The organism is Zobellia uliginosa (assembly GCF_900156625.1).
Taxonomy (GTDB): domain Bacteria; phylum Bacteroidota; class Bacteroidia; order Flavobacteriales; family Flavobacteriaceae; genus Zobellia; species Zobellia uliginosa.
The window spans coordinates 942,622-956,719 of record NZ_FTOB01000002.1 but is presented as its reverse complement, the minus strand read 5'-3'; the positions used below and the strand labels follow the sequence as shown (position 1 = coordinate 956,719).

Annotated in this window: 12 protein-coding genes; 5 read left to right on the top strand and 7 right to left on the bottom strand. The window is 42.4% G+C overall.

Features of this window, described 5'->3' with window-relative positions; translation table 11 throughout:
* Positions 1-13: 13 nt before the first annotated feature.
* Together BW980_RS08445 and BW980_RS08440 are read right to left on the bottom strand one after the other, a co-directional pair.
* Positions 14-2,476 carry a YfhO family protein gene (locus BW980_RS08445; protein WP_076454627.1) on the bottom strand — a complete coding sequence of 821 codons (2,463 nt, stop codon included), beginning with the start codon at positions 2,474-2,476 and terminating at the stop codon, positions 14-16.
* Positions 2,477-2,654: 178 nt separating this feature from the next.
* Complete coding sequence (locus tag BW980_RS08440; protein ID WP_076454625.1) at positions 2,655-2,918, bottom strand: DUF4834 family protein; 264 nt, start codon at positions 2,916-2,918, stop codon at positions 2,655-2,657.
* 226 nt (positions 2,919-3,144) lie between these two features.
* Between BW980_RS08440 and BW980_RS08435 the strand changes: the two genes are divergently transcribed.
* Together BW980_RS08435 and BW980_RS08430 are read left to right on the top strand one after the other, a co-directional pair.
* Positions 3,145-4,230 (top strand): transporter, encoded by a 1,086-nt coding sequence (locus tag BW980_RS08435; RefSeq protein WP_076454624.1) that lies wholly within the window; start codon positions 3,145-3,147, stop codon positions 4,228-4,230.
* A gap of 94 nt (positions 4,231-4,324) precedes the next feature.
* Positions 4,325-5,443, top strand: coding sequence for a GTP cyclohydrolase (locus tag BW980_RS08430; RefSeq protein ID WP_076454622.1), 1,119 nt, complete (start codon positions 4,325-4,327; stop codon positions 5,441-5,443).
* 99 nt (positions 5,444-5,542) lie between these two features.
* Here the strand turns inward: BW980_RS08430 and BW980_RS08425 are convergent, their stop codons facing one another.
* The 3 genes from BW980_RS08425 to BW980_RS08415 all read right to left on the bottom strand — a co-directional run bounded on the left by BW980_RS08425 (position 5,543) and on the right by BW980_RS08415 (position 10,293).
* The gene (locus BW980_RS08425) at positions 5,543-6,802 is read right to left on the bottom strand and encodes a cysteate-C-fatty acyltransferase (RefSeq protein WP_013995379.1); all 1,260 of its coding nucleotides are present in this window, start codon (positions 6,800-6,802) and stop codon (positions 5,543-5,545) included.
* A gap of 124 nt (positions 6,803-6,926) precedes the next feature.
* On the bottom strand, positions 6,927-7,970 hold the full coding sequence (locus BW980_RS08420; protein WP_076454620.1) for a cysteate synthase: 1,044 nt from the start codon (positions 7,968-7,970) through the stop codon (positions 6,927-6,929).
* A 262-nt stretch (positions 7,971-8,232) separates the two neighbouring features.
* Positions 8,233-10,293, bottom strand: coding sequence for a S9 family peptidase (locus tag BW980_RS08415; RefSeq protein WP_083690435.1), 2,061 nt, complete (start codon positions 10,291-10,293; stop codon positions 8,233-8,235).
* Positions 10,294-10,439: 146 nt separating this feature from the next.
* Here BW980_RS08415 and BW980_RS08410 point away from each other — a divergent pair, with 146 nt between their 5' ends.
* Positions 10,440-10,766, top strand: coding sequence for a YbaB/EbfC family nucleoid-associated protein (locus BW980_RS08410; protein ID WP_076454616.1), 327 nt, complete (start codon positions 10,440-10,442; stop codon positions 10,764-10,766).
* Positions 10,767-10,807: 41 nt separating this feature from the next.
* Entirely contained in the window at positions 10,808-11,254 is a 447-nt protein-coding gene (locus BW980_RS08405) for a thioredoxin family protein (RefSeq protein WP_076454615.1), read from the top strand.
* 50 nt (positions 11,255-11,304) lie between these two features.
* Here BW980_RS08405 and BW980_RS08400 read toward each other — a convergent pair whose 3' ends face one another.
* Positions 11,305-12,405: an OmpA family protein gene (locus BW980_RS08400; RefSeq protein WP_076454613.1), complete on the bottom strand. Its 1,101-nt coding sequence runs from the start codon at positions 12,403-12,405 to the stop codon at positions 11,305-11,307.
* Between the two features lie 200 nt (positions 12,406-12,605).
* On the opposite strand from BW980_RS08400, the gene BW980_RS08395 reads away from it, so the two are divergent.
* On the top strand, positions 12,606-12,938 hold the full coding sequence (locus BW980_RS08395) for a YegP family protein (protein ID WP_076454611.1): 333 nt from the start codon (positions 12,606-12,608) through the stop codon (positions 12,936-12,938).
* Between the two features lies 1 nt (position 12,939).
* On the opposite strand, the gene BW980_RS08390 is transcribed toward BW980_RS08395, so the two are convergent.
* Positions 12,940-13,962: a threonine aldolase family protein gene (locus BW980_RS08390; RefSeq protein ID WP_076454609.1), complete on the bottom strand. Its 1,023-nt coding sequence runs from the start codon at positions 13,960-13,962 to the stop codon at positions 12,940-12,942.
* Between the last annotated feature and the right edge of the window lie 136 nt (positions 13,963-14,098).

Sequence of the window (14,098 nt, the reverse complement as noted above, 5' to 3'; positions counted from 1 at the left end):
ATATCAGAATAACTCAACCTTTACCAGCTATTTTTTTGTCGTTCAGTTCCTTTTCTTTCTTGGGGGCAAAAAACGTAAAACCAATACCGCCGAGAACGATAAGGGCCAAAAGGATATTACTGGCCAAGGTAATCTTACTTCCGGTCGCCACGACCTCGGGTTCGAAAATAAATTCGATTTTATGGTTTCCTTCTGGGACCTCCATAGCCCGAAGCGTATAGTTTACCCTAAAGAAATCTTGTGGTTTATCATCGATATAGGCATGCCATCCATGTGGATAATACATTTCGGAGAAAACGGCCAGTCCGCGATTCTGGTTGGCCGATTCGTAGACCAAGTGATTCGGCCTGTAATCGGTTAGGCGGATGGAAGCCGTAGAATCAACGGCAAATTCCAATTGATTCAATTCTTTTACCTTGGCTTGGTTAACGACCGCTTCGGTCTTTGTATCCAAATCGTTCAAGGCCAAGATTTCTTCATCTGACGAGCCTACCTTGCGTACTTTACTTACGAACCAGGCATTGCCATTGGCATTGGGGTTGACCGCAGGGTAGCTTTTACCTTCTTCGTCTTGCTGCACTACGTATTTTACATTGAGCATATTGAGTACTTCCAAATTCCCTTTGTATATATAGAAGCTGAATAGGTCTTCAAGACCTGCAGGTTTGGCGGCGTGATAACCTCCGATACTTTGGTGATAATACGACGTACGGGCCCCATTGATACCTTCTTGGGGGTCATATACGCGAAAAATGGATTTATCCTTACTGATTTCTTGATCTATGGCCGTTTCAGGAAAAGGCTGTGTCATTCTTCTCTTTGAAACAAAGTCTTCACTATCTACGTACCGCAAACCTACACCGACCAAGTCAAATACGATCAAGGCTCCAAGGGCTACTATCGCCAAATTTTCCTTTAGCTTTCCCTTTATATAGAACCAAAGCGCCAAAGCGGCCAAAAAGACATATAGCAATGAACGCAAAAGATCGGAATTATACACGGCCTTACGGTCGGCCTGGATCAAGGATACCAGCTCGTCGCCGTAATTTCTTTTTAGGAATTCATCACTAGGTCCCACAAAATCGAAGCCTGCTTTAAAGATAAACAGGGCGACACAGAGACCCAAGACGGTAAAAAAGGAAATTTTCAAGGCATTCAATTTTTCCTCTACCCGAACAGAAGTCGTAAACAGTTCACGCACGGCCAAAATGGCCAATACGGGAGCACACAACTCCAAGACCACCTGTATCGACGACACTGCCCGAAACTTATCGTATAGCGGAAAATAATCGATCATAAAGTCGGTCAATAGGCCAAAGTTCTTCCCCCATGAGAGTAACAACGACATAATCACCCCGCCTAATAGCCACCATTTGGTCTTTCCCTTGACCAAAATGAGTCCTAAAACAAAAAGAAAGAAGATGATTGCACCAATATAGGCCGGGCCCGATGTGCCGGGTTGATCCGACCAGTACAAAGGAAGTCCCTTTGAGAAATTTAGAGCTTGACTTCGAGACACTCCTTGGTCGACCAGAAAATTAAAAGTCTTGGAATTCTCTCCCAGGTTTTCACTATTCGATCCGCCGAACAAACGGGGCACAAAAAGATTCAATGATTCGGTAATCCCGTAACTCCATTGGGTGATGTACGATTTATCCAATCCGTTCGTATTCTCCTTTGTCGTACCGTCGGGGTTAATGGTAAGTTCCGATTTGCCACGGGTACTCCAATCGGCGTATTCCTTCGTTGCCATAAGGCTTGTGGCATTGGCCGCAATACCCAATAGGACCGCCACCAATAGAATGCCCACCGAACTGAAAAAATGCGCCAGCTTTCCGTTGCGAATGGCATCATAAAGATAGACCGCACCTAGAATCAGTACCAAAAGCATGAAATAATAGGTCATCTGGTAGTGGTTGGCCTTTATTTCCAAGGCCATGGCAATAGCGGTAAGAATAAAGCCCCAAAGGTATTTTTTACGGAACACCAATACAATTCCCCCTAAGACCATAGGCAAATATCCCAAGGCATGGGCCTTGGCGTTATGCCCGACCCCCAATATGATGATCAAATAGGTAGAAAAACCAAATGCCAGTGCCCCTACAATGGCCAATCGATAATCGACCTTTAAACAACAAAGCAATATATAAAACCCAATAAAATAAAGAAAAAGGTAGTCGGCGGGCCTCGGTAAAAACCGAATCGCACGATCTAATGTCTTTATGTAGTCATGTGGATAATACGCCCCCAATTGATATGTGGGCATGCCCCCGAAGGCGCTATTGGTCCAATACGGTTCGTCACCGGTCTTTTTCCTAAAATCATTCTGTTCTTTGGCCATTCCCGTAAACTGAACAATATCAGACTGTTCAATCACCTTCCCTTGAAGTACGGGATAGAAATAAGCCAAAGCGGCGACAACAAAAAATACGGTAACAAAAAAATGTACGAAGAAGGCCTTCAATCCTTTTTGCATAATGGGAGATATCGATTGTTTCGGCTAAAATAATGAACTTATCTCTACTTTGGAATCAGAAGGCACTTTTAAACTTAGAACGCCTTAGCTACAGCCCAAGCCTACCGAAAAAAATAAACCTAGGCAAGAAAGAGAAAATGACACTACTCCGAAAGGAATCTGGAAAACGGGAATACGGTTACTCTACTTCCTCAAAGTCGATATAATCGCCTACTTGATTATTTGACCTACTACCTTTGGAAGGTTTTTTTTCTATGATAACATCGCCGACGCGCTCTTGCCTCGCTTGCTCTTGTTGGGCAAATCCCCCAAACTTTTCATTAAAGTGCTCTTGCGTTTTACGGGCCGCATAACCGAATATCTTAGGAGCGAACATCTTTACTACCAACTTGAACAGATAGTAGATCAGTACGATGATCAATATAGTTTTTAAAAATGCCATACTTTTTTCGAAATAATTATATCAAAAATACGATTCTAACGTTGTAATAGCAGTGTAGAAGTGCTAAAATATTACTAAAGTACCATTTCAAATATAAGTGTATACTCCATAAAAGTCGTAAAACACAAGACTATGGAGGTATTGGCCTATAAAAAATGGTGTTCGTTCATAGCCTTCTATCTTTACAAAACGAATACGAGTTCAAAGTTAATCTAGCGACACCAAGATGAAAAAATATCTTTTGACTTTATTTTTTGCCCTTCCCTTTATTGGGGCTTCACAATATACCGATGTAATCAACTCCAACAGGCCTGGACTTTCAGTCAGTGCATATGCCGTTGGCCGCAATGTGCTTCAGGTAGAGGCGGGCGTACTGTTCGAACAACGTGACCACAGTTTGCTCAATACCGAAAGTAATATTTGGGGCTCTGATATATCTTTGCGGTACGGACTTCTTTTTGAGCAATTGGAAATAAATTATGAGGGTACTTATGTCAACCAGAATATCACTTATACCGATTTTGGCACTTCGGAAAGCCTGACCGATTTTTCAAGAAACCGGGTCGGACTGAAATACATGATCTACGACCATTACAAAAACCCGGAACGCAACAAACCCAATCTTTATAGTTGGAAGGCCAATTACGGTTTTAAGTTCAAAAATTTAATTCCGTCCATATCCCTTTATGGTGGGGCCACCTTTAATTTAGGCGATAACCCGTTTTATGTCGGTGACCCAACCGTGTCGTACCGCGGGATGATAGCTACACAAAGTAGACTGACCCCTCGTTTTGTATTGATTACCAATATAGCGTATGACCGAATTACCACCGATTACCCTGAGTTGAGTTATCTGATATCCCTCTCCCATGCCTTCCGCAACCCTAAATGGAGTGCCTTTGTGGAAAACCAGGGTATTCAAAGCGATCGCTATTCCGACGCCCTTATTCGGGGAGGTATCGCGCATTTGCTTACAGATGACCTTCAGGTCGACTTTAACCTTGGCGCAAGCTTCAAGAACACCCCTTCACGTATTTTTATTACCGTTGGCGGCTCGTACCGCTTCGATATGCACAAAGACAAGTTGAAATCGATAGATGAGCAAAGTGCCGGCGAAAATGGAGGCCCCATTAAGAAGAACGCGATGAAAAAGAAAAAGAAGGAAGCCCGTAAAAAAGGGGAAAGTGGTAGCGGTGCCGAAGACATCGACCTAGGCCCTTCTAAAAAAGAACTTAGAAAGATGAGGAAACAGGAAAAGAAGCAACGAAAGAACAAAAGCAAAGATCGTGATAACGGTGCCATTGATTTTTAAAGGGGCCGAGCTTTTCACAATTTTGCAAAATTCAGTTTCATAATTTTATTCTCATCCTATTTATCCCTAATATTGACCTTACAAAAAAAATGGTATGGTCACTCTTAAAGAAGCGATTTCAAAAGACGAACTAAAGCAGTTCGTGAAATTTCCTTTTGCGCTTTATAAAGATTCAGCCTATTGGGTTCCACCTTTGATTGCCGATGAAATGGCGACGTTCGACAAGGACACCAATCCTGCTTTTAAAAATGCCAGCGCTTGGTTCTATCTTGCCTATAAGAACAATAAGATCGTAGGCCGTGTCGTAGCTATCATCAATCACCTTGAGGTCAATCAACAGAACGTTAAGAAAATGCGCTTCGGTTGGTTCGATTTTATCGATGACCCCGAAGTATCGGAAGCCTTACTAAAAAAGGTGGCCGAGATAGGCGCTGCGCACAATTTGGAGTTTATGGAGGGTCCGGTAGGATTTTCCAATTTAGACAAGGTAGGCGTGCTTACAGACGGCTTTGACCAGCCTGGAAGCATGGTTACCTGGTACAATCACGCCTATTATGTAGACCACTATGAACGCTTGGGCTTTGTCAAGGAAAAAAAATACGTCGAAAACAAGTTTCCCGCCAAGAATGCCGACCCCGCCCTATTCACGAAATTGAATGAATTAGTCAAACGTCGTTATGGCCTACGTGAGATCAATTTTAAGAAAACAAGCGAGGTAATGCCCTTGGTCGACCAAATGTTCGACCTTTTTAACCAAACCTACTCCAAACTTTCTTCTTTTGTACCCATAACCGATGTGCAAAAAGAATACTTTAAGAAAAAGTATATCACATTTATAGATCCCGAATACATTAAGTTCATTGTAGACAAAAACGATAGTTTGATCGCATTTGCCATTGTTATGCCTTCGTTCAGCAGTGCCTTGCAAAAGGCGAAGGGAAAACTGTTCCCTTTTGGTTTTTACCACCTATTGCGTGCAAAAAAGCACAACAAGGATGCGGTATTCTATCTTATAGGCATTCACCCCGATTACCAAAACAAGGGGGTTACGGCCATTATCTTTAACGAATACTACAAGACCTTCAACAAGAGGGGGATTGAAATGTGCTACCGTACGCCCGAACTTGAAGACAATATTGCCATCCGTCAAATGTGGAAGCATTTTGACCCTAAAATCTACAAACGGCGCTGTACCTACAAAAAGAACCTGTGAGATATAGACCGCTTCCGCCCTACCGGCATAAAAAATAAGTCATAAAAAAGCCCCGTTTTATAAAAACGGGGCTTTTATTTTTTAACGAAAAAGTTTCGCTTACTCTCCCATTGCCGCAGCAACAGCTGCAGACAATCTTTTGTAGGTACCATTTTCCAAACGGTCCCTAATAGCGGAAAAAGCTTCCAATGTTTCTTCTATATCCTGCATGGTATGCGTGGCGGTAGGAATCATTCTTAATAGAATCAAACCTTTAGGTATTACAGGGTAAACCACTATAGAACAGAAAATTCCGTAGTTTTCACGTAAATCCTTGACCAGTGCCATCGCTTCCGGAATACTACCGTTAAGGTACACCGGAGTAACACATGTATTCGTGCTTCCTATATTGAAGCCCCTATCTTTTAGTCCGTTTTGAAGCGCGTTTACGTTTTCCCACAACTTGGCCTTTAGCTCAGGCATGGTACGTAGCATATCCAATCGCTTCAATGCCCCTTTTACGTAAATCATCGGTAGGGATTTGGCAAACATTTGCGACCTCAAGTTGTACTTGAGATAATCGATAATTTCCTTATCGGCCGCGATGAAGGCCCCAATACCCGCCATAGATTTGGCGAAAGTGGCAAAATAGACATCAATACCGTCTTGTACGCCTTGTTCTTGACCCGTACCGGCACCAGTAGCGCCTAAGGTTCCAAAGCCATGTGCATCATCAACGAACAAACGGAACGTATATTTTTTCTTGAGTTCGATAATCTCTTTGAGTTTTCCTTGCTCGCCCCGCATTCCGAATACCCCTTCGGAAATCACCAAAATACCACCTCCGGTATGCTCGGCCATTTTTGTGGCACGCTCAAGATTTTTCTCAAGACTCTCGATATCGTTATGCTTAAAGGTAAAGCGTTTACCCATGTGTAGACGAACGCCATCGATAATACAGGCGTGCGAATCAACATCATAAACGATGATATCATCCTTCGAAACCAAGGCATCTATGGCAGAAACCATTCCTTGGTAACCAAAATTCAATAAGTAAGCGGATTGTTTATCAACAAACTCGGCCAACTCTTTTTCGAGCTGCTCGTGAAAGTCGGTATGACCACTCATCATTCTAGCCCCCATCGGGTAGGCCGCTCCAAATTCTGTAGCCGCTTCCCCGTCTACCTTTTTAACTTCCGGAAGGTTGGCCAAGCCTAAATAATCATTGATACTCCAAGTGATTACCTCTTTTCCTTGAAATTTCATCCTGTTGGAAATTGGACCTTCCAACTTAGGAAAAACGAAATATCCCTCCGCCTGTGAAGCCCATTTTCCTAACGGACCCTTGTTCTCTAGAATTCTGTCAAATAAATCTCGCATTTAGGTTTACTTTGTATTTGAGGGCAAAAGTAAGATTTTAAGAGCAACATTCATAAAATATTATTCCGAAACAAAAAAGCAATGACCTATAGTCATTGCTTTTTAACTTTTGCAAACCTCGTTGTTATTCTTTGATATATTGTACTTTCTGAATTTCACCAACTTCCTTGGTGTCGAAAAAGCCTTGATCTTCCATCCATTGATCACTATATACTTTACTCATATATCGAGAACCGTGGTCAGGAAAGATAACGACAACGTTATCATCGGGGCCAAATTCGTTTTCTTCGTTCAACTGTTTCAAGGCCTGCATGACGGCACCACTGGTATAGCCGGCAAAAATACCTTCGGTTTTGGCGATTTCACGTGCCGTATGCGCACTTTCGGAATCGGTAACCTTTATAAATTTATCGATTACATCAAAATCCGTTGCGGAAGGAATTAGATTCTTACCTAAGCTCTCTATACGATACGGATAGATTTCATTAGCATCGAACTCGCGGGTTTCATGGTATTTTTTCAATACGGAGCCAAAGGCGTCGACACCGATAACCTTAACGTCGGGGTTTTGCTCCTTCAGATACTTTGCGGTACCGGAAATGGTCCCCCCCGTTCCACTACAAGCCACAAAATGGGTAATCTGACCACCGGTCTGCTCCCATATTTCAGGCCCCGTACTTTCGTAGTGGGCATGCATGTTAAGCTCGTTAAAATATTGATTGATGTAAATCGATCCGCTGGTTTCCCTATGCAAGCGTTTTGCCACCTCGTAATACGAACGGGGATCGTCTGCGCTCACGTGTGCGGGACAAACATAGACCGTTGCGCCCATTGAACGCAACATATCGATTTTATCTTTTGATGATTTTGAACTTACCGCCAAAATACACTTGTAACCTTTGATAATGCTCACCATCGCAATACTAAAACCCGTATTGCCCGATGTGGTCTCTATGATGGTGCTCCCTTCGGTTAAAATGCCCTTGCGCTCCGCCTCTTCTATAATATGCATCGCTATGCGATCTTTGGAAGAGTGGCCAGGGTTGAAAGCTTCTACCTTGGCGTAAAAGTTACCTGTGAAGCCTTTTGTTATTCTGTTTAATTTTACTAGCGGTGTGTTTCCTACAAGTTCTAGGATACTGTTGTAAGCCTTGATTTTGTTTTCCATAAAGGATGTCTGGTTTCGGGAACTATCTATGGTATTCTCAAGATATCCACAAAATTCTTATAGCAAAATTACTATTTTTTTTGAATATGTCATTTTAACATCGAAAATACCTCTAAAAAATGAAGATTTTGTGGCATTTATATGAAATCATTAACATTTCGTTAGCATTATACACAAGATTTGAACAATTTAAAGGTTCTAAAATCACGTATCTTGACTGAATTTCCCTTTCTCATAAAACCAAACGGTACAATTGCCGGTATTATTCTGTTACCTTTCCTTCTAAATCCAACAAGAAGGCATATTCTTTAGCGACTTCCCGTAATGATTCAAATCGCCCGGAAGCCCCTCCGTGTCCGGTATCCATATTAATGTCCATCATCAATAGGTTCTTATCGGTCTTCATCTCCCTAAGTTTGGCCACCCATTTTGCAGGTTCAAAATATTGTACCTGTGAATCATGGAGACCTGTAGTCACCAATAAATTCGGGTATTCTTGCGCGACTACCTGGTCATAGGGCGAATACGACTTCATATAATCGTAATACGTTTTGTCGTTCGGATTTCCCCATTCGTCATACTCTCCCGTAGTCAATGGTATGGAGTCGTCGAGCATGGTGGTGACCACATCGACAAAGGGAACCGCGGCAATTACCCCGTTATATAGGCCCGGTGCCATGTTGATAACGGCTCCCATTAGGAGTCCTCCCGCAGAACCGCCCATGGCATATAGGTGCTCTGGAGAAGTATATCCTTGTTCCAAGAGATATTTTGAGCAATCTATAAAATCGGTAAAGGTGTTCTTTTTTTTGAGCAACTTGCCGTTTTCGTACCAAGGCCTTCCTAGGTACTCCCCTCCCCTTATATGTGCCACGGCATAGACAAAGCCCCGATCTAAAAGACTAAGACGTACCGTAGAGAAATAGGGGTCTATGGTATGCCCGTACGAACCATAGGCATATTGTAATACCGGAGTTTCTTGGTTAAGTTCTGTGTCTTTATGGTATACGATCGACATGGGGATCTTCACCCCGTCTCGGGCCGTAGCCCAGATGCGTTTTTCCCTGTAATTATTCTTTTCAAATGATCCCCCTAGCACTTCTTGTTCTTTTTTGACTTCCTTCTCCTTGGTTCTCATGTTAAAGTCGATTACCGAACTGGGAGTGATCATCGAATTATAGGAATAGCGAAGAATTTCAGTGTCGAAATCAGGATTGCGGCCTACACCTGCCGTATAGGTCTCACTATCAAAAGGCAGATAATACGAATCGGAACCGTCCCATCTATTGATCTTGATTTGGTTCAATCCGTTTGATCGTTCCGATATCACATAGTAGTCCTTGAACATATCGACATCTTCCAACAAAACATCTTCACGGTGGGGAATAAACTCTTCCCAATGATCCGAAGTGGTCGCATTTTCATCGGTTTTCATCAATTTGAAATTCGTGGCACCGTCTTTATTGGTCAAGATGTAAAAATGCGATCCGTAATGTGAAACACTGTATTCCACACCTCGTTCGCGGGGCGAGAACATTTGTAACTCACCATCGGGATCATCGGAACGCAGGTATTGATATTCAGAGGTCAAGGTGCTGTACGAACCGATATAGATATATTTCTTAGATTTCGATTTGTATACGTATGTACCGAAGGTATCGTCCTTTTCATGAAACACGAGCACATCTTCTTCAGCCGAGGTACCGAATTTATGCTTCATAATTTTATCGGACCTCAGGGTAACCTCGTCTTTTTTGGTGTAAAAAAGAGTCTTGTTATCATCTGCCCAGACCGAGCCCCCCGTGGTATTCTCTATGGTATCCGCATAAATTTCTCCGGTTTCAAGGTTTTTTATGCGGATGGTATATTGCCGTCTTGAAACGGTGTCAACACCAAAGGCGGCCAATTGGTTATTCGGGCTAATGGCAATTCCTCCAATACTAAAGTATTCGTGTCCCTTGGCCATTTCGTTCCCGTCGAACATAATTTCCTCCGGAGCATCAAGGCTACCTTTCTTGCGCGAATAAATAGGATATTCTTTTCCTGTCTCGTACCTGGTAATATACCAATACCCGTTTTGCTTATAGGGAACCGAAGCATCATCTTCCTTTATTCGGGATTTCATTTCATTAAAAAGAAGCTCTTGAAAAGGCTTGGTGTGGGCCGTAAGGGAATCGTAATACTGCTTTTCGGCCTCTAGATGGGCAATCACCTCCGGATTTTCCTTATCGCTCAGCCAATAGTAATTATCTACCCTGACATCTCCGTGTTTCTCCAATGTAAACGGAATCTTTTTCGCTATCGGTGCTTTTGCTTCACTCATATTCTTTTGTTGACTTTGAACTAAGGGCACAAATGTAAGGCATAAGCCTAGAACGATATACTTTTTCGCCAAATGGTTCATTGTAGACAGATTTTAGCTACAATTTAGTAATTTCGCAAATCAGTCTAACAGAAAAAAAGAAAACTATGTTCGGAGATATGATGGGTATGATGGGAAAACTCAAGGAAACCCAGCAAAAAGTAGAAGAAACCAAAAAACGCCTCGACACGGTGAGCCTAGAAGAATCTTCGGCAGATGGTTTGGTCAAGGTGACCATTACGGCCAATAGGGAGGTAAAACAGATTCAAATAGACGATAGTCTGCTCGAAGACAAAGAGCAATTGGAGGACTTTCTGATCCTGACCCTTAATAAGGCCATAGCAAAGGCTACACAGGTCAACGAAGCGGAACTTGCCGCCGTAGCAAAAGAAGGTATGCCCAATATTCCGGGAATGGACTCGTTATTTAAATAATGGCAGGCTATTTGCTTGTTAACGATTTAAATCCGTAAGCTATGAAATTCTTATTATTATTCTTTCTGCCCTTCTGCCTGTTGGGTCAGACCGACACCCCTATCAAGGAAGTCGACTGGCTAAAGAATTACGACAGTGCCATGCATATATCGAAAGAAGAAAATAAGAATGTTCTGGTGTATTTCACCGGAAGCGATTGGTGCCCCCCATGCAAAATGCTGAAACGCGACCTTTTTGATACGGACGAGTTTTATGAGCTATCAAAAAACTACGTGCTACTCTATATAGATATACCGCGGAATAGGGATTTATTGAGCACGGAACAATGGGAGCACAACCAAGTCCTCTTAAAAAAACTGAACAAGAAGGGCGTCTTTCCTTTACTGACCATACTAAGTCCTAAAGGAAAAGTAGTAAACGAATATTCCGGCTATGGCATGACGGGCGAAGTAAGTTACCATCTGAAATTCTTAGAAAAAAACAAATAGAAAAAGGCCTCTAATTAGAGGCCTTTTTTAATAGTTCAATTTTACAGGAATTAGTTGTTGATCAACCTAAATTCGGTCCTTCTATTTACCGCATGTTCCCTAGAGGTACAAGAAACACCATCTTTACAACGGTTCTTAAGTTTTGTTTCACCATAGCCGTTAGCGACCAAAAGACTTGAGTTGATGCCTTTGGAGATCAAATACTGGGCCACGGCCTGTGCCCTTCGCTCCGATAGATCTTGATTTGATGATGCACTTCCCTGGGCATCGGTATGTGAAGCCAGTTCTACTTTAACTCCGGGATTCTTGGCCAACACAGGTAATAAACGGGTATCGATAATGCTTTTGGCCTGAGCGGTCAAAGTAGCACTACCTAAATTCCAATTGATAGGAAGAGCTTGATAGGTAACCAAGGAACACTCTACTTCTTTCCAGGTCGTTAATCCACCTTTTTCCTTCAACACCTCTTTGGTGTAAGTCTTGGTTACGGGCGGTACAATTTCCTCAACGGTATAAGCATCTTTATCCAAGACCGTTCGGGTAATTTCATCGTAAACCGCAGGAACCACTTCTTCTACCACCTTGGCCGGAGAAATAAGGACTCTTTTCGTGTAGCTCGCGCTTTTTTCGGGAACCGGGGTTTTGGACGTACTGGCATCACGGACCAAGGTAGCCGTTTCAATAGTTTGAAATTCGGCGGGATAACCTTTATAACACCAATACCTACAGTCATCAGGGTTGCCGGAATCACAATCAGGAGCCGCCGCGCCTAATTCCCATTGTGCATAGGCAGGCTTTACTTCTATCGTTTCAGAGGCCGTACCAAAACTAGCCGGACTGATACTCAAGGTATTTCCACCTTCCTTTGATACATACGTCACCTTTTCCGTACCCCACTCCTCGGGAATAATGCGGAATTTTTTACTCTCTTCCTTGACCAAAACCCGTTCGGTAACCGTTTTATAGGTCGCGGGAATCGTCTTTAACACCTTGTAACCGGGCTTTATCGTAACCGTAACTGTTTCGTTTACATAAACGTCAGGGGTGGTACATCGTACGTAACACTTTCCGGGTTCAGGATTGGTAGGCAAATCTTGCGCCGCACCCAATGATGCCGTCAATACGGCAATAGAAAAAATAATCTTTTTCATAGTTTAGTTAATGTTTATAGTTTATAGTTTATAGTGAATTACAAGTTAATGATTTAATAAATTTTTAACAAGTACATTCTTATTAAAAACATAAAACACCGATGAAATACATCATTTCAACCAAAAAGAATATTATAGAATAGCATAGGCTATTTTTTTAGAGAGTATTGTTATTTCAAAAATCCGTAAATTCATTATCCATGAAGACATCTCTAATAAAGACCCATTTTAACGATAACAAGTACCGATTTTCACTTAGCTCCCTAAGTGGAAGCACGATATTAAACAGTATAGCCTACACTGATGAAGATGCAATGAAAAACGCAATAGCACAACTACACGGCATGCAGGTTGGCCGTGGTAATTTTGAACGAAAAACGAATCACGCTGGTCAATTTCTCTTTCATTTAAAAGATGCGAATGGGCAGTTATTAGGGTATAGCCTACCCTACGGCTCGGAGGCCGGCATGGAGAACGGAATTAAAAATCTTACAAATTCCTTAAATGCCCTAAAAAAGACATACGATCAATAGCCTATAGACTTCTTAGGATATCGATGAATCTGTCGTGCATGGTATCGGTGTAATCCAAATGGGTGACAATGCGTAGTTTTCCTTGTCCCATACCTATAATATACACCCCATTTTCTTTGAGTTTTTCCAAAAAAACATCTGCTTTGACGATGTTTTCATCCATTTCAAAAATAATGATGTTGGTTTCAATAGGCTCAACGCTCTTTATATAAGGTAGGCCTTCTAGCACCTCCCCTATTTCGCGGGCTTTGGCATGATCTTCGGCCAGTCGCTCCACGTGATGGTCGAGTGCATAGATTCCTGCTGCGGCCAAATACCCTGCCTGGCGCATGCCTCCTCCAAAGATCTTTCGAATACGAAGGGCTTTATCCATTTGCGCCCGGCTTCCTACAACGATGGAACCTACAGGGCAACCCAGTCCCTTGCTCAAGCAAACACTAATGGTGTCAAACAATTCCCCATAAGCTAATGGACTTTCATTTTTTTGCACCATGGCATTCCATAAACGGGCTCCGTCCAAATGATAGTTCAAGTGGTTTTCTTTGCAGACTTCCTTAATTTTTTTCAATTCCTCCATATCCCAACAAGCTCCACCTCCTTTATTGGTCGTATTTTCGATACACACCAATGAGGTTAACGGACTGTGATAGAAATCCGGCGGATTAATCGCCGCTTTAACTTGATCGGAGGTAATCATCCCCCTATGACCATCGATCAGTCGGCATGAGACCCCACTATTAAAACTGACTCCTCCCCCTTCATAATTATAGACATGGGCATATTTATCACAGATCAACTGTTCTCCCGGCTGTGTATGTAGTTTTATAGCCGTCTGATTGGCCATTGTTCCCGACGGGAAAAACAAGGCTGCTTCCTTTCCGAACATTTGTGCCACTTTTTCCTCAAGAGCGTTTACGGTGGGGTCGTCCTTAAAAACGTCGTCGCCCACTTGGGCAGACATCATGGCATCTAACATTTCCGGGGTGGGCTTGGTTACCGTATCACTGATTAGGTTGATCTGCATGTATACTATATAATAAATTACCTATGAAAAGTATTCTTACATTTTAGCTATTTACCCTTAAAATAGAGCGTGCTAAAAGTAGCTAAATTTGACAAAAATGAGGGAAATTGTTTCTTTTTCGCACAAAAAACAATAA

Excerpts from the sequence above, each read along its gene's own strand:
- BW980_RS08445 (WP_076454627.1), bottom strand. The coding sequence starts at position 2,476 with ATGCAAAAAGGATTGAAGGCCTTCTTCGTACATTTTTTTGTTACCGTA.
- BW980_RS08440 (WP_076454625.1), bottom strand. The coding sequence starts at position 2,918 with ATGGCATTTTTAAAAACTATATTGATCATCGTACTGATCTACTATCTG.
- BW980_RS08435 (WP_076454624.1), top strand. The coding sequence starts at position 3,145 with ATGAAAAAATATCTTTTGACTTTATTTTTTGCCCTTCCCTTTATTGGG.
- BW980_RS08430 (WP_076454622.1), top strand. The coding sequence starts at position 4,325 with ATGGTCACTCTTAAAGAAGCGATTTCAAAAGACGAACTAAAGCAGTTC.
- BW980_RS08425 (WP_013995379.1), bottom strand. The coding sequence starts at position 6,802 with ATGCGAGATTTATTTGACAGAATTCTAGAGAACAAGGGTCCGTTAGGA.
- BW980_RS08420 (WP_076454620.1), bottom strand. The coding sequence starts at position 7,970 with ATGGAAAACAAAATCAAGGCTTACAACAGTATCCTAGAACTTGTAGGA.
- BW980_RS08415 (WP_083690435.1), bottom strand. The coding sequence starts at position 10,293 with ATGAGTGAAGCAAAAGCACCGATAGCGAAAAAGATTCCGTTTACATTG.
- BW980_RS08410 (WP_076454616.1), top strand. The coding sequence starts at position 10,440 with ATGTTCGGAGATATGATGGGTATGATGGGAAAACTCAAGGAAACCCAG.
- BW980_RS08405 (WP_076454615.1), top strand. The coding sequence starts at position 10,808 with ATGAAATTCTTATTATTATTCTTTCTGCCCTTCTGCCTGTTGGGTCAG.
- BW980_RS08400 (WP_076454613.1), bottom strand. The coding sequence starts at position 12,405 with ATGAAAAAGATTATTTTTTCTATTGCCGTATTGACGGCATCATTGGGT.
- BW980_RS08395 (WP_076454611.1), top strand. The coding sequence starts at position 12,606 with ATGAAGACATCTCTAATAAAGACCCATTTTAACGATAACAAGTACCGA.
- BW980_RS08390 (WP_076454609.1), bottom strand. The coding sequence starts at position 13,962 with ATGCAGATCAACCTAATCAGTGATACGGTAACCAAGCCCACCCCGGAA.